Source organism: Brevibacillus sp. JNUCC-41, from assembly GCF_014844095.1.
Lineage (GTDB): Bacteria > Bacillota > Bacilli > Bacillales > DSM-1321 > Peribacillus > Peribacillus aracenensis.
The window spans coordinates 1,364,102-1,379,385 of record NZ_CP062163.1 but is presented as its reverse complement, the minus strand read 5'-3'; the positions used below and the strand labels follow the sequence as shown (position 1 = coordinate 1,379,385).

Genomic DNA, 15,284 nt, shown 5'->3' with positions numbered 1-15,284 from the left:
ACGCCGCTCACTTTTGTTTTTTAGCCAGATCCTTCCTTTCCCATAATCTTAAATAGGGGTAAGGGTCAAAGCTCCATTCTGTTATTCCGTTGTCTTTGTACATTCCGTAATGAAGATGTGGAGGGAATTTTCCGGAAGTTCCTGGAGGGCCGTAACCTGTACTGCCGACACCTCCGATGACTTGTCCTGGCTCGACGATTTGTCCGACTTTCAACCCCTTGGCAAAGCCGCTTAAATGGGCAAAGTAATGATAGGTATTATTTAAATCCCGTATCCCAATCCGCCAACCGCCGAATTTATTCCAGCCTTTCATTTCAATGATCCCATAGCTCGTGGAACGAACGGGAAGGCTATAATCCGCAAAAATATCAGTGCCCTCATGGATTCTCCTTCCGCCCCATCCACGAGCGCTTCCCCATGTATTTAAGTACGTATAATGAGTGCGTACTGGAACCGGGAAGGCCTTTTCATGCAGATCCAACCGGCCATATTTTTTATAGATCTCGGCATTGCCGATAATGATGCTGACGGCTTTATCTCGTTTATAATAATTCCACAAGCCGATCCGGATATTATCTTCATCAGCACCATAAGATTGGAGATGCCTCGAAAACGCATACAATCGATCTGTATCATTCGTGATATCAGCTTTGCCATCACCATTACCATCGTGTCCCAACCCATCAAAAAATGCGATCGTGAGCGGGTTCACGTCGTTTAAATCAGGATTGAGGGCCCCGCTCCACTTTGAAGGCTCGATGTGGATGCCTATTAAACCCTTTGCCGGCTCTAAATCCCTTCGTGCGGCCCTGAGGCTGTGCTCATATTGATCAGCTCCAGCAAGGTAATACCACGGGATTTGAAGGGTGGCCTCCATATTTTTATATAACTCGATCCTCCCGGCATATACATCTGGGGTATCGGCAGCGTCAGCCACTTGGCCTGGTGCATTCAAAATAAACAAACATGTTATGGTAATAAGGAATAATTTTTTCAACGGGGCAGGCTCCTTTCATGACATTTTCCGTATTTAAAAGACATCAGTCCATCCATCTTTTATAGTTTTGCTGATTTAGCTATAAACATGAAAAATAAATAATGGGAAACCAACTATAACTTGTATAATTGCTTTTTTATTGTTAAAGTAGGGTGTGTTAATTTCTATAGAATGGAGTGGCATTTTCATGTCTTCTACAAATAAAGAAATTCTTCGTAAACCAGATTGGTTGAAAATAAAGCTTAATACTAACGAAAATTACCTCGGTTTAAAAAATATGATGCGCGAGAAAAATCTTCATACTGTCTGTGAAGAGGCAAAATGTCCGAATATTCACGAATGCTGGGCAGTGAGAAGGACGGCTACTTTCATGATCTTAGGTGAGATTTGTACAAGGGCTTGCCGCTTTTGTGCTGTTACAACCGGACGTCCAAATGAATTGGACTGGGCTGAACCGGAGCGTGTTGCCGATTCCGTTGTTTTGATGAATTTAAAGCATGTCGTCATTACAGCTGTTGCCCGTGATGATTTAAAGGATGGAGGCGCTGAAGTTTTCGCTGAAACCGTCCGTGCCATCCGACGCAAAAATCCTTTTACATCAATTGAAGTATTGCCGTCCGATATGGGCGGTGTGTTTGAAAATATTAAGACTTTGATGGATGCTAAACCTGATATCCTGAACCATAATATAGAGACTGTCAGAAGTTTATCCGACCGTGTACGGGCTCAGGCCAAATACGAACGTTCATTGGAGCTTTTAAGAAGAGCCAAGGAACTTTATCCGGAAATCCCGACAAAGTCCAGTTTAATGGTAGGCTTAGGTGAAACGCGGGATGAAATCCTCGAGACCATGGATGACCTAAGGGCTAATAATGTGGATATCATGACGATCGGCCAGTATTTGCAGCCGACGAAAAAGCATTTAAAGGTGCTGAAATACTACACGCCTGAGGAATTTGCCGAACTTAAGGAACGTGCATTGGAAAAAGGCTTCAGCCATTGTGAGTCCGGTCCGCTTGTCCGTTCATCCTACCATGCGGATGAACAGGTTAATGCTGCGGCAAAACATAAGCAAATCAAAGGTGAAGAATTATTGAAATAGAGTGAAAAAAGGACCGAAAAAATTCGGTCCTTTTTTATTAACGGTTATCCATTTTTTGATGGATGTTATCGTGATGATCTCTTTTATCGTTAACCATTTCCCCGTTTTCATTTTCTTCGTCACTCATTTTGTGTCCTTGAGGCGACTTCAGCATTCGTTTGATGGTTTGTTCAATCGTATAGTCGATCCCTTTGCTGCCGGATTTCAAAGTAGAGAAGTTCTCGATATCTTGGGCAAGGGTTTGATAATCATCACTGACGTAAACATGATAATAGCGAGGCACGATGGACATGGCAGTGCGTTTAACTTGATCTGCGGTTTCCGTCCGATCCTTGGTATTGGTATCATATACGACAAGCACTTCCTCATCAGTAACGAGGGTAGCGGCATCATTGACATTTGGAATTTGAACACTCAGTTTAGAAATGACATCAGATAGTTGTTCACGGTCAATGGAAGCAGCTTTGTTGGAAATGTTACGGCCATCAATGGTTGCACTATTTGTGCGGGTAAAACCGAAATCATCACTTTTATTGTCATTATTACGATAATCCTCATCATAATATTGAGTTGGATTATTTACGTTTGTTGGGTTACCGGCATTGTTTTTTGCGCCGAGCCCCTGATCTTTTGCTTTATCAGCACATCCGGTCAGTGCAATAATCGAACTTAAACCTATCGTTATTATTGTTTTTTTCATTAATAACACCCCCATAACTTTAGGATGAACATATTTCTCTATTTTTCGCTTAGTAATTGATGGGGAATCAGTTATAATTTAAAGAAGGAATGTATATATGAGAGGTGAAAACAATGATTAACATCAATAACATGACCTATGAAATAATTGAGAATGAAAGGGAAGGCTATAACGAAGAAGCGTTTAAGGCCAGATACAGTGAGATTTTAACGAAGTATGATTATATAGTGGGTGATTGGGGTTATGGGCAATTGAGGCTGCGTGGATTTTTTGACGATAATAATCAGAAAGCTACCTTTGATACGAAAATAAGCACGCTTAGTGAATATTTATATGAATACTGCAATTTTGGCTGTCCTTATTTCGTCGTAAAGAAAATAAAGAAATAAAAAGGCCAGAATTCTCTCTGGCCTTTCCGTGTTAAGAGCTGCCATATCCTTTATATGGAGGCTGTTCATCTTTTTCTGAATCATCATGTGTCGGATGAGCACCAGGATATTTTCGAGGTAAATTTTCGTGCAACGCTTTATTTTCATAATTAAAGGCACTTTGATATCGTTGCCCTTCCTGCCAAGGGGTGTTTTTATTCTGAACTGGTGCATCTTTTGCTATGGCTGATCCAAAAGGCCCTTCGGGAAATTCTTCAGGAATTAAATAATCCCTCTGTTTTTCGACATTGGAAAAATCGTGGTATTCTTCTTTGTCCAAGATAATCCCCCCTCATGTAATCGATCTTACATTCAGTAGGTTTCCCGTTTAAGATAAAAAACTTCAGCTCTCAGACGATTTCCATTAAAAAGTGACGCAGCTCTTCGGCTTCCGCTTCTGATAACTGAAAGGCATGCTCAAGATAGCCTTCCTCTTCTAAATCATCAGGCCCAATAATCGCGAAACGATTACTCTGCATATTTAAAACAAGCTTCTTTCCATAAAAACGATCGGTGGTCGTAATGGCCAGATCGAATCTTGATTCCTCTCCCATGAAGCTTATGAACCGGGTTTTTGAATCAACGACGTCATTGTATAAATAAAAACGATCTTCCATAGTATCATTCCCTTCTTATCTTCACATTTGTAGTTCCATCATAACAAAGTGACTTCAATAGGGGAACAGACATTTTACGAGGCTTCTGCCTGAGAACCTCTTTGCTCCTCATGAGCCTTAGGAACCTCCGGCAAACATAAGTGTTCATCGATTAAATGAAAATGGTAAGAATATAAATGGGATCGTGAGTTGTTTTTCTTGGAGTTGATCTCGGGAAATGCACCCATAGAAAAGGCAATGTGTAACACACCCGCTTCTGTTAGTTATTGGATGGTACAATGGTTGTGGTTGAAGGAATTGAGAGTAAGGGAGAAGCTATGGTATTATCAAGGAATAAGGTTGGTTCGGCACAGGGTTTTATTATGCCGCTCATTCAACCAATGATTCCCTATATCATCTTAGATCAGAAAGGATCTGGAAAAAAATGTACTTTGTAGACCGCCAAAAGATTGAACAAATATTAGGTTTTCTTGAAAAGCAGCTTGGACTTTTTGAAGGGCATGATAATTGGGATGGAGATCTTTCGGAACTTATCGCTGAAAGGCTCATACAAACTTCCATCGATTCCGTATTGGACGTAGGAAATGCGGTAATTGATGGTTTTATTATGCGTGATCCAGGAAGTTATGAAGATATTATCGATATCCTTCAAGATGAAAAAGTCATTTCTGAAGAAAAAGCGATACAGTTCAAAAAGGTTTTACCGCTAAGGAAAATGCTGGTTCAAGACTTCATTGAAGTGAATCATGAAGAACTGCATGCCGTATTTTCGGAAAATATCGAGGCATTCAAGCAATTCCCGGATTTGGTGAGGGACTATTTAACAAATGAATTGGGACCTGTATCAGCTTTTAAAAACTAGCAGCGTTAGGAAGGCGAATTCAAATGAAGTCGTATAAAGGATATTTAATTGACTTGGATGGCACCATGTATCGCGGGACTGAACAAATTGCGGAAGCCGCAGGGTTTATTAATGACCTAAGGGAAAGGGATATCCCTTATTTATTCGTCACAAATAATTCATCCCGGACTCCGGCACAGGTGGCTGATAAATTGAGAAGCATCGGCATATCGACGGAAGATGACCAGGTTTTCACGACAAGCATGGCCACTGCCAATTACATAGCTGAACAAAAGAAAGATGCATCGGTTTATGTGGTGGGTGAAGAAGGCATCATCGAGGCTCTTAAGGAAAAAGGAATGAAGCTTGTGGAAGAGCATCCAGACTATCTGGTAATGGGCATCGACCGCGGGGTCAATTATGAAAAGTTATCAAAAGCCTGTCTTGCTGTAAGAAATGGCGCTGTTTTCATTTCGACCAATGGTGATATTGCCATTCCTACAGAGCAAGGCCTTTTACCGGGGAATGGTGCCTTGACCTCAGTAGTTTCCGTTTCGACCCAGGTACAGCCGATTTTCATCGGAAAACCTGAATCCGTCATAGTCGAGCAAGCACTAAGAGTACTAGGGGTACCTAAAGAAGAGACAATCATGGTTGGAGATAACTATGATACGGATATCCTTGCCGGCATCAATGCAGGGATTGATACACTGCTTGTACATACTGGCGTAACGACAAAAGAACGCTTAAAGCAATATAAGAAGCAGCCGACGCATGTGGTGGACACCCTCGACTTATGGCGCTTCGAATGAAAAAAACCAGGCCTGCGAATGCAGCCCTGGTTTTTTTGTCGTGAATATCATTAGTTCACTATTCCGCATTTTCGGTTCTATGGGCAAGCCGGCTTGAAGCGGCAGCTGCAATTGCCCCAACGATATCATCTAAAAAGGTGTTCACCTTACCCGTGCTTTTATCGTTTAAATATTTTAAGATACCCGGCTTTTGTTTATCGATGAAACCATAATTGGTAAAGCCGATGGATCCATAAACATTCACAATTGAAAATGCCAATATTTCATCGACCCCATATAGGCCTTCATCTATTTCAATGATGCTCTGCAATGGCTCCTCGAGCAGTTTTTTCTCAGCTAGGATATCCAACTGTATGCCGGTAAGGATGGCATTTTGGACTTCGCGTTTTGAAAGGACCCGTTCGACGTTGTGAAGGCAATCGGACATTTGGAGATTTTCATGGTAGCCTGATTGTAAATACATGACAAGCTCAGCGATATCCTCCAATTTCACTCCTCGGTCAATTAGCCATTTTCGAGCCGTTTTTTCAGACATTGATTGTTCGATATTAGCCATGTCATCACCCATTTCTCTATATTTTAAAGGGAAGGTTCTAATGCAGATAGTTTGATTTGATTAAACGTTTTGATTGGAATTTCTAATAAGGTTTCGATAATCATTCAGAAAACGGGTTATTCCACATATATATAAGAGTATGATGTCCAATATTTCTATTATATCCATTTGATGAAGGGGGCCATTCCATGATAGAAGAAATCATTTTTAATAATTATGGGATACAGGTGGAGCTCCAAGAAACCAATGTCAGGTTTCCAAGCTTCCGTTCAGGAAATATGGTGTACAGTATCGTTCCCATTGAAAATATGGAGCAGGAGGAATTAGTGGAACGTTATAAAATGTCTCAACATCTGATTTCACAAGGTGATCGTCACGTATCCGCCTTTGTCCTTGCCAATCATGGAAGCTATGTTTCGGAAGCGGATGAACAATTATTCGTCCTTCTTGCCAATCAAGCATTGGAAGGTCCGAGAAATTTCAACCCAGGAAGGCGTCTGGCAAGATTCCATCAGCGTGGGAGAACGATTAATGATACGATTCGAACATGTTCAAGGATCGGTAAATGGAAAGAACTCTGGGAACAAAGGATCGATCAGTTAGAAAAGATTTGGCGGGATAAGCTCATCGCCCATCCTGATAACCAGTTTGAAAAATTGTTTATAGAAACCTTTCCCTATTATATGGTCCTAGGTGAAAATGCGATTCAATATTTAGTCGACACGGAAATCGATGATACCCCGCAAATTGTCGATAGTGGAACGGTATGTTATGAACGTTTTTTACATGATACGTGGAAAAGCAATAAGTGGATGAAAAATCCGTTCGATTGGGTATTTGACCACGGAACCAGGGATGTCGCGGAATGGGTGAGGGAACATTATTTTCAAAATGTGCACACCCATCAGCGGGGAATTTCCCATTTCTTTCACGAATATCAGTCCATAGAACCGTTCTCCAGCTTTTCGGCCCGGTTATTATATTCAAGGATGCTATTTCCCATTCATTATTTTGAAACGGTGGAAGAGTATTTTTCAAAAACGACGGAATCAAGGTCGAATCAATTGGAGGATAAAATATATTCGATCACGAAATCCTCCCAACAATATGAGTCTTTCCTCAAACATTTTTATGAATTGGCAGAGGTCCCTGCCAAGCAATATGATTTGCCTAAAATTGACTGGATTTAGATAAAACGGGAAAGAAATATGATTCATTCTTACTTACTATGTTATGATGATAACAAGATTTTTTAGAATAATTAGATATTGATCACTACGGAAGGATGGGACCATGAAAAGATTGATGATGGCCGCCTTTATAGCCCTTTTAATCATCCAAACGGCAAATTTTGCGAAAGCTGAAACGAAAACAGGCTGCGAAGCAACTCTATTCAAGATTGTCACGAAGTCTGATGCGGATGTGAAGGAAAAGGCGTCGGCTGCAAGTAAAACGTTAAAAACTTACAAGAAAAATAAAGAATTATCGGCAAGCGGAAGAACCGGTAGCTGGTATAAGGTCTGTCACTCAAATAGGACTGCATATATCAATATGGCAGATGCAAAAGAGGTTTTCAGTTCCGGCGAAAAAGCCATTTTGAAGAAATTCGATGGGAGAAAAGGCGTTAACCAAATTGTATCTGTGACAGGTAAAGCGATGAGTGAAACGAAGGTCACGATCCAAACTTATGAGAAGAAACAAGGGGAATGGCGCCGGGCATTGAAGAAGATGGAGGGTGTCATTGGGAAGAATGGCTTCACGAAGAGCAAAAAAGAGGGTGATGGGAAATCCCCGGTCGGGATTTATTCCTTTGGTACGGCCTTTGGAAGCGAAACGAAGCCGGCAGGAGTGAAAATGAGTTATAAGAAAACGACTAAATATGACTACTGGGTTGATGATCAGACATCCACGGATTATAACAAGTGGAAAACCTACAAAGGAAATCCTGCAGTTAAATGGAAGTCTTTCGAAAGGATGAATCATGAACTCTATAAGTATGGGGCAGTCATCAATTATAATACGAATCCCATCGTAAAAGGAAAAGGAAGTGCAATCTTCCTTCATATATGGAGAGGGAGTACAAAAGCGACGGCTGGATGTACAGCCACGGCCGAAAAGAATGTCGTCAGTATACTGAAATGGATGGATCCAGTTCAAAAGCCACATATTGTAATGGGCACTAATGATTCATTGAAGAGTGTTAAGTAATAATCATCAAAATGGTTTCCCATAAAAAATTTAGCTTTACCCGTCCTTACTCGTTCAAGGGATGGACGAAAAAAGTTCGTGCATCCATCTTCTCTAACTATTGATAATTATATGAATTAAACTTATAATGTCTACTATACAAATACAAACGTCTTCTTCAGGCAAACAGTTTTTAAGGGGGAACAGAAATATGAAAGCCATCTCGATCGGTTTATTGGGGTTAGGTACAGTTGGATCAGGAGTCGTACAAATCATTGAAAGCCATCAGGACAAGCTCATGCACCAAGTGGGCTGTTCCATATCCATTAAGAAGATACTAGTCAAAGATACGACGAAGGAGAGGCTTATCGAGATCGATAAAGGTATATTAACGGACAATCCTGAGGATATCCTTTCGAATCCCGAGATTGATGTTGTAATAGAAGTGATGGGTGGAATCGAAGAAACACGCGGTTATCTGATAGAGGCAATAAAGAATAAAAAGCATATCGTTACGGCCAATAAAGACCTAATGGCTTTATATGGACCGGAATTGCTGGAATTGGCCACCGAGAATCAATGTGATTTGTTCTATGAAGCAAGTGTTGCAGGGGGAATCCCGATTTTACGCGGACTTGTGGATGGATTATCTTCTGACCGCATCACGAAAATGATGGGAATCGTCAATGGAACGACAAACTTCATTTTAACGAAGATGAGCAAGGAAGGCAGAGCTTATGATGACGTATTGAAGGAAGCTCAGGAACTGGGATTTGCTGAAGCTGATCCGACAGCCGATGTAGGCGGTTTGGATGCGGCCCGTAAAATGGCTATCCTTTCCACACTTGGGTTCTCCATGAATATTGGCTTGAATGATGTTGAGGTACAGGGCATTACCGAGATATCCGAAGAGGATTTGAGATATAGCAAGAAGCTTGGCTATACAATGAAATTGATCGGTGTCGCTTCCAGGGCAGGGGATAGGGTCGAAGTAAGTGTCCAGCCTGCACTGCTTCCTGAAGCACATCCGCTAGCATCGGTAAATAATGAGTATAATGCTGTATACGTTTATGGGGAAGCCGTAGGGGAAACGATGTTTTACGGACCGGGGGCTGGCAGTCTTCCTACTGCGACTGCAGTCGTTTCGGATATGGTGACGGTCATTAAGAATATGAGGCTGGGCGTAAATGGCCGCAGTGCCGTTTCACCTCAGTACCCGAAACAATTGAAAGATGGTACTGAGATTTTCGCTAAATTCTTCATTCGATTACATGTTCAAGATGAAGTCGGCGTTTTAGCCAAAATCACGAATTTATTTGCCGAGCATGGGGTAGGATTCGATAAAATCCTTCAATTGCCCCTGGATGAAAAGGAATCTTCCGAAATCGTATTGGTTACGCATACTGCCACAAAGGCTGCATTTGAGCAAATAATACAGAAATTAAATGATTACAATATGGTAAGAGAAGTGAAAAGCACATACAGAGTTGAAGGAGAGGACATCAAATGAGCTGGCAAGGACTTATAAGCACGTATAAAGATTTTTTACCCGTTAATGAAAATACACCTGCACTAACCCTTTTGGAGGGTAATACTCCTTTAATCAGACTGAATCGATTATCCGAAGAGTGGGGAATCGACTTACATGTAAAGTATGAAGGGGCAAATCCGACTGGATCATTTAAAGACCGCGGAATGGTCATGGCTGTCGCCAAGGCGATAGAAGAGGGCAGTGACACGATCATCTGTGCTTCCACCGGGAATACATCAGCAGCTGCAGCAGCTTATGCGGCCCGTGCCAACCTGCGCTGTATCGTTGTCATCCCGGAAGGTAAAATAGCCATGGGCAAGCTTGCCCAAGCCGTTATGTATGGAGCGGAAATCATCTCGATCGAAGGGAACTTCGACCAAGCTTTAAAAATCGTTCGTTCACTTAGTGAGAGCTCACCGATAACTCTTGTGAATTCGGTCAACCCATACCGGATTGAAGGGCAGAAGACAGCGGCATTCGAAATTTGTGATGCTCTCGGCTCGGCACCGGATATTTTGGCGCTTCCTGTCGGGAATGCAGGTAATATAACTGCTTACTGGAAAGGCTTTAAAGAATATAACGAATCGAAACAAACGGGCCTTCCTGAAATGAGAGGGTTCGAAGCTGAAGGTGCGGCTGCAATTGTCCGGGATAGCATCATTGAAAATCCAGAAACGATTGCAACAGCCATCCGGATTGGAAATCCTGCAAGTTGGAACTTTGCTGTGGAAGCAGCAAATGAATCCAAAGGCAAAATTGATGAGGTGACAGACGAAGAAATTCTGGAAGCCTATCATTTCCTTGCTAAAAAAGAAGGGGTATTCGCAGAGCCGGCATCTTGTGCTTCCATTGCAGGTATCTATAAACAACTTAAAAACGGTGAAATCAAAAAAGGAAGTAAGATTGTTGCTGTATTGACTGGAAATGGATTGAAAGATCCGAATGTGGCTGTCGATACAAGTACGATTCAGCCGACATTGCTGCCAATGGACGAAGAAGTCATTTTAGAACATCTGCAGGGTGTGAAGCAGGCATGAGTGCAGAATCGGAGATGTTCTTGATCCGTGTACCAGCAAGTACGGCCAACTTAGGCCCAGGATTCGATTCCATCGGCTTGGCGTTAGGGCTTTACCTGGAAATACACGGATCTTCATCAGATCATTGGGAAGTCGTTCCGCTTTCAGAAGAAATGTCTGCTTTTCCAAGGGATGATCGTAATTATATCGTCCAGATTGCCAAGGAAACGGCGGCTTACTATGGAAAGGAACTATCTCCATGCCGGCTTTTCGTCTCTAGCGAAATTCCGCTGGCCCGGGGTCTTGGAAGCAGTGCCTCTGCCATTGTGGCGGGGATTGAATTGGCGAACATCGTTGGTGAACTGCACTTATCCGATGATGAGAAGAATAGGCATGCTTCCCTCTTTGAAGGGCATCCGGATAATGCGGGGGCATCTGTTTATGGTGGATTGGTCGTGGGCCTTCATACGGATGAAAGAACGGATGTCGTGTCGTTTCCAATCGAGGGAGTTAAGGTGATTGCTGTCATTCCCAATTTTGAATTGCTTACTGAGGATTCAAGAAATGTCCTTCCGAATTCGCTTTCCTATAAAGATGCAATAAGTGGAAGTGCAGCCGCAAATGTTTTGCTGGCGGGTGTTCTATCAAAAGATTGGAAGCTTGTTGGTGAAATGATGCAAAGTGATCGTTTCCATCAACCATATAGAGCGGAGTTAGTCCCTCATTTAGCGCTTATAGAAGAAGTTGTCCTTAATGAAGGCGGATTTGGTGCAGCATTAAGCGGAGCGGGGCCAACTGTTTTATGCTTGGCATCGGCAGAAAAAAGTGAAGGATTGCTCACTGGAATGAAGGAAAGGTTTCCGGAATTTCTTGTGAAAGAATTGGAAATCGATAATGATGGCAGTTATACGGCAATCCTTTCAGAACAGGAAAAAAAGGAATTGAAATTTTTGAAATCGTAAGCCATGTTCATTTGCCGTCCAAATAAAAAAGCTGACTCGCGTCAAGCCGTATCAATTCATTTGATAGGGCAAAAGCCGAGTCAGCTTTATTTTTATTACAGCCCGAAAAAATTCCGGCCTGCATGAAAAAGGTTGAACGTTTATAGATGAAGTGATCCTTCATCCATACGCTGCATGTTATTTTAAAGGGCTATTAGAAAACTTGTTCAACTTCCACTACACCGGGAACTTCTTCAAGAAGGGCACGCTCAATCCCAGCTTTTAGCGTAATGGTCGAACTTGGACAGCTTCCGCAGGCGCCTAGTAATCGTAATTTTACAATTCCATCTTCTACGTCAACTAGTTCACAGTCACCGCCATCACGAAGAAGAAACGGACGAAGCTTATCTAGAACCTCTTGAACTTGGACTTCCATTGTTTGTTGGTCGGACATTGCAATCGACTCCTTTCCTAATCATATTATAATGCGAAGGTAATAAAAAATCCAACTGTAACTTTGCGGAAATATAATCTATATTATTCTGGTATGATGGAAACAGGTGAATGTTTCTAAAAAGTATTCAAAATGAAGTATATATACTAAAATGAAGGAGGAAGAGATGGTAATGAAAGAAATCGAAATAGAAGTGTATGGAGCGGAGCAAATTTGCGCGAGTTGTGTGAATCTCCCTTCTTCGAAAGATACTTGCGAGTGGCTAGAAGCCGCTTTAACGAGAAAGTTTCCTGAGCAGAAATTCAAAATATCCTATATAGATATGTATAATCCCCCAGAAACGTTGAAGCAAAAGAGCTTTGCCGCAAAGATGATCGAAGAAGATTTATTTTATCCATTGGTCCTCATTGAAGGCGAGATCATTGCAGAAGGAAATGTGCGTCTCAAAAAAGTGGTGGAAACTATGGAGAAATACGGATATACGATGCAAGTGTGATATATAATGGAAGAAATAAGAAAAACTGACCCATGAGCTGCATGCAGCTCATGGGGCCAGTTTAATGTAGCATGGTTGGAATCAACCGTTATGGTATTTATACATCCAGAGGATGCCTGATTTCATTAGGCGTGCCACTCTGCCTGTGATTGGGCGATTTGCAACAAGACCAAAACCTTGCTTCTTCCCAAGGGAACCTAATGTTCCTTTTAATTTCATTGTAGGGAAGCTTTCCGGAAGTGGTTCATTTGCCCATTTCTTCACAAGAACTTGGACGATTTGCTCTGCTTGGGACTCCGCTAATTGAGCACTTGGCGCATGAGGCAGGCTCGCACAGTCGCCCACGACAAAGATGCTGTCATCATTAGGTAGGAAATGTTGAGGAGTCAGGACAGCTCTTCCTTGACGGTCCTTTTCAATATCCATATCGCGGATGATCTTACTTGGCTGAATTCCAGCTGTCCATACGATGACGTCGCTTTGAACGGCTTCGTCACCATTATAAAGAAGGTTTGGCTCAACTTTCGTTATATTTGAATGATGGACGATTTCGATTGTATGTTTATCGAACCATGATTCAACAAAGGTGCTTAATCTTTCTGGGAATGCAGATAGAATATGCGGTCCACGGTCGAATAGCTTAACGTTTAAATCTGAACGGCTTTCAATCAATTCACTTGCAAGCTCAACACCACTCAATCCTCCACCAACGATAGAAACGGTTGCACCGGCACCTAAATTATTCAAAGCTGAATATGTGCGGCGTGATTTATCGATTGTTTGGATACTGTAAGTATGTGTGTCTGCACCAGGAATATCGTGGTATTTATCTTCGCAGCCAAGGCCAATGACTAAATCATCATAAACGACAGGATCTTGATTTTCTATAATGACTTGTTTATTTTCCATATCGATGGAAAGTACTTCTCCGTATACGTTCTTCAAGCGAGGATGTTCAGGAAATGCAACACGGATGTGCTGATCTGGAATGGTACCTGCTGCTAAAGCATAATATTCCGTTTTTAAGCAGTGATAAGGATTACGGTCGATAAGCGTGATGCTCACATTTTCAGGAAGCTGATTAGGCAGCAATCTTTGCAACATGCGCATACCACCATACCCGCCACCAAGTATGACTAGATTCTTCATATGATTTTTCCCCTTTATTTGATCTCTTGAAAATTTGACTAGCTTTTAACGATAGGATTCCCCCAAATGGTCCCCTTTAAAGTGTAAATAAATATATATACCCCAATTAGTAACAAGAATAAAAAAATTAGATAATTTTCTTTTTTTACGTACCCCGACAAAAGTATAACGAATATAAAAGGAAATCACAACCGATATCTTGAAATCGGCTGATTTTTTATGCGTAAATATTGACTGTTTATGGGAAAAGTAATAAGATGGTTTGTTAGTAACTGTGAGGTGAAACAATGTACCCGATTATTGAATTTTGTGTAAGCAATCTGGCCAGTGGCGCTCAGGAGGCTCTGGAAAGATTGGAGCGGGATCCGAATTTAGATATCATAGAATATGGTTGTCTGGGATATTGCGGCAGGTGCTCCAGTAACTTATATGCACTTGTGAACGGTGAAGTGGTTTTTGGTGACACTACGGATGAATTGGTGGATAAAATATATAAGTACATTGATGAAAATGAAATGTTCTAATCATCAACGGCGAATAAAAAAGCTGTTCCTCGATGGAACAGCCTTTTTAATTTTCAGTTATGCAGCATCGGATGGGATGTTTCATGTTTCTGCTTGAGTTCCTGAAAGCGATCCCTGGCCATCTGGATGATAGAGGCTTCCCGGGCATTTTTTTGTCTTTCGAACACTAATGAAAAATACTTGATGGCTGCCTTTTCATTTCCTATCCTTCTAGAAATGTCGCCAGCGAGATAGAGGAGCCTTGCTTCAGATACCTGGGTGCCGCTGAAGTCCCCTGTTGAATAGGATGCTTCATACTCCTTCAGGGCGAACCTCAAAAATCTTTCTTCTTGTTCCTTGGTTTGGTTGATCCTGTATAACCAGGCTATCCGTAAACAGATTCCGGCAAGGATAATATGTTTTTCCTTTTTTAAAGCTCCGCAATAGCTCGCCAACTTGTATGTATTGATCGCATCTTTAATGGATCTCTCCTTGCTGAAATGATGTGGAACCCACTGGGAGCTGACTTTTTCCATAATGGTTTCCATTGTGGTGGGGGGGAAGTACCGGGAGAAATCCTCGGAATAAGAAAAGCCGCAGTGAGGGCAAACAAAAATATTATAGTAAAGTGTGTTAACGGTTGAATCTTCATAAATGGGGTGAAAGTCCGTGTCATACTTAGCTACTTTTACAAAACGCGACCGTACCTTTTTAGTGGTTGATTTTTGCTTGCATAAAAGGCATTCCATGCTTTTGTCATATAGAGGATGTATACCTTCCATGGTGATTACCCCCTTTATTGTAATTTGGGATTGGGTCCAATAGATTGGTTCATTATACCCATTAATCTTATTATAAACTAATTTTTGTTGGTAAAATAGGTGGAGGAATATGAATTTTTCCAAGCTGGAAAATTGAGCGTGGGAATTTCTTTGGTATATACTATAAAGAGGA

General features: G+C 41.6%; 19 protein-coding genes. 11 read left to right on the top strand and 8 right to left on the bottom strand.

Annotated features, from left to right (window positions below; all coding sequences use genetic code 11):
- Nucleotides 1-7: 7 nt before the first annotated feature.
- Nucleotides 8-997 carry a M23 family metallopeptidase gene (locus tag JNUCC41_RS06935; protein ID WP_427559965.1) on the bottom strand — a complete coding sequence of 330 codons (990 nt, stop codon included), beginning with the start codon at nt 995-997 and terminating at the stop codon, nt 8-10.
- 187 nt (nt 998-1,184) lie between these two features.
- Between JNUCC41_RS06935 and lipA the strand changes: the two genes are divergently transcribed.
- Nucleotides 1,185-2,099 carry a lipoyl synthase gene (gene lipA / locus JNUCC41_RS06930; RefSeq protein WP_192206953.1) on the top strand — a complete coding sequence of 305 codons (915 nt, stop codon included), beginning with the start codon at nt 1,185-1,187 and terminating at the stop codon, nt 2,097-2,099.
- A gap of 37 nt (nt 2,100-2,136) precedes the next feature.
- Here lipA and JNUCC41_RS06925 read toward each other — a convergent pair whose 3' ends face one another.
- Complete coding sequence (locus JNUCC41_RS06925; protein ID WP_192206951.1) at nt 2,137-2,799, bottom strand: YhcN/YlaJ family sporulation lipoprotein; 663 nt, start codon at nt 2,797-2,799, stop codon at nt 2,137-2,139.
- A 113-nt stretch (nt 2,800-2,912) separates the two neighbouring features.
- Between JNUCC41_RS06925 and JNUCC41_RS06920 the strand changes: the two genes are divergently transcribed.
- On the top strand, nt 2,913-3,188 hold the full coding sequence (locus tag JNUCC41_RS06920; protein ID WP_076368161.1) for a YutD family protein: 276 nt from the start codon (nt 2,913-2,915) through the stop codon (nt 3,186-3,188).
- 31 nt (nt 3,189-3,219) lie between these two features.
- On the opposite strand, the gene JNUCC41_RS06915 is transcribed toward JNUCC41_RS06920, so the two are convergent.
- Both JNUCC41_RS06915 and JNUCC41_RS06910 read right to left on the bottom strand, forming a co-directional pair.
- The gene (locus JNUCC41_RS06915) at nt 3,220-3,507 is read right to left on the bottom strand and encodes a cytosolic protein (RefSeq protein ID WP_370662568.1); all 288 of its coding nucleotides are present in this window, start codon (nt 3,505-3,507) and stop codon (nt 3,220-3,222) included.
- Between the two features lie 70 nt (nt 3,508-3,577).
- A complete protein-coding gene (locus JNUCC41_RS06910) occupies nt 3,578-3,844 on the bottom strand; it encodes a DUF3055 domain-containing protein (RefSeq protein ID WP_098371475.1) in 267 nt (88 codons plus the stop codon).
- A gap of 424 nt (nt 3,845-4,268) precedes the next feature.
- On the opposite strand from JNUCC41_RS06910, the gene JNUCC41_RS06905 reads away from it, so the two are divergent.
- A complete protein-coding gene (locus tag JNUCC41_RS06905; protein ID WP_192206949.1) occupies nt 4,269-4,706 on the top strand; it encodes a DUF86 domain-containing protein in 438 nt (145 codons plus the stop codon).
- 23 nt (nt 4,707-4,729) lie between these two features.
- A complete protein-coding gene (locus JNUCC41_RS06900) occupies nt 4,730-5,497 on the top strand; it encodes a TIGR01457 family HAD-type hydrolase (protein ID WP_192206947.1) in 768 nt (255 codons plus the stop codon).
- 58 nt (nt 5,498-5,555) lie between these two features.
- Here JNUCC41_RS06900 and JNUCC41_RS06895 read toward each other — a convergent pair whose 3' ends face one another.
- Nucleotides 5,556-6,053, bottom strand: coding sequence for a phosphatidylglycerophosphatase A family protein (locus JNUCC41_RS06895; protein ID WP_228467560.1), 498 nt, complete (start codon nt 6,051-6,053; stop codon nt 5,556-5,558).
- A 188-nt stretch (nt 6,054-6,241) separates the two neighbouring features.
- Here JNUCC41_RS06895 and yutH point away from each other — a divergent pair, with 188 nt between their 5' ends.
- From yutH to thrB, 5 genes are all read left to right on the top strand, one after another.
- A complete protein-coding gene (yutH, locus tag JNUCC41_RS06890) occupies nt 6,242-7,243 on the top strand; it encodes a spore coat putative kinase YutH (RefSeq protein WP_192206943.1) in 1,002 nt (333 codons plus the stop codon).
- A 103-nt stretch (nt 7,244-7,346) separates the two neighbouring features.
- Complete coding sequence (locus JNUCC41_RS26680; protein WP_228467559.1) at nt 7,347-8,261, top strand: L,D-transpeptidase family protein; 915 nt, start codon at nt 7,347-7,349, stop codon at nt 8,259-8,261.
- 190 nt (nt 8,262-8,451) lie between these two features.
- Complete coding sequence (locus JNUCC41_RS06880) at nt 8,452-9,750, top strand: homoserine dehydrogenase (protein ID WP_192206941.1); 1,299 nt, start codon at nt 8,452-8,454, stop codon at nt 9,748-9,750.
- A complete protein-coding gene (gene thrC, locus JNUCC41_RS06875) occupies nt 9,747-10,808 on the top strand; it encodes a threonine synthase (RefSeq protein ID WP_192206940.1) in 1,062 nt (353 codons plus the stop codon). The genes JNUCC41_RS06880 and thrC overlap by 4 nt, the downstream gene beginning before the upstream one ends.
- Nucleotides 10,805-11,749: a homoserine kinase gene (gene thrB, locus JNUCC41_RS06870; protein ID WP_192206939.1), complete on the top strand. Its 945-nt coding sequence runs from the start codon at nt 10,805-10,807 to the stop codon at nt 11,747-11,749. The genes thrC and thrB overlap by 4 nt, the downstream gene beginning before the upstream one ends.
- 193 nt (nt 11,750-11,942) lie before the next feature.
- On the opposite strand, the gene JNUCC41_RS06865 is transcribed toward thrB, so the two are convergent.
- Complete coding sequence (locus JNUCC41_RS06865) at nt 11,943-12,182, bottom strand: NifU family protein (RefSeq protein ID WP_076368151.1); 240 nt, start codon at nt 12,180-12,182, stop codon at nt 11,943-11,945.
- Between the two features lie 166 nt (nt 12,183-12,348).
- Between JNUCC41_RS06865 and JNUCC41_RS06860 the strand changes: the two genes are divergently transcribed.
- A complete protein-coding gene (locus tag JNUCC41_RS06860; protein ID WP_144549471.1) occupies nt 12,349-12,678 on the top strand; it encodes a YuzD family protein in 330 nt (109 codons plus the stop codon).
- An 81-nt stretch (nt 12,679-12,759) separates the two neighbouring features.
- Here the strand turns inward: JNUCC41_RS06860 and JNUCC41_RS06855 are convergent, their stop codons facing one another.
- Nucleotides 12,760-13,827 (bottom strand): NAD(P)/FAD-dependent oxidoreductase, encoded by a 1,068-nt coding sequence (locus JNUCC41_RS06855; RefSeq protein ID WP_076368149.1) that lies wholly within the window; start codon nt 13,825-13,827, stop codon nt 12,760-12,762.
- A 287-nt stretch (nt 13,828-14,114) separates the two neighbouring features.
- Here JNUCC41_RS06855 and JNUCC41_RS06850 point away from each other — a divergent pair, with 287 nt between their 5' ends.
- Nucleotides 14,115-14,351, top strand: coding sequence for a YuzB family protein (locus tag JNUCC41_RS06850; RefSeq protein WP_192206938.1), 237 nt, complete (start codon nt 14,115-14,117; stop codon nt 14,349-14,351).
- A 53-nt stretch (nt 14,352-14,404) separates the two neighbouring features.
- On the opposite strand, the gene JNUCC41_RS06845 is transcribed toward JNUCC41_RS06850, so the two are convergent.
- The gene (locus JNUCC41_RS06845; protein ID WP_192206937.1) at nt 14,405-15,112 is read right to left on the bottom strand and encodes a DUF2225 domain-containing protein; all 708 of its coding nucleotides are present in this window, start codon (nt 15,110-15,112) and stop codon (nt 14,405-14,407) included.
- Between the last annotated feature and the right edge of the window lie 172 nt (nt 15,113-15,284).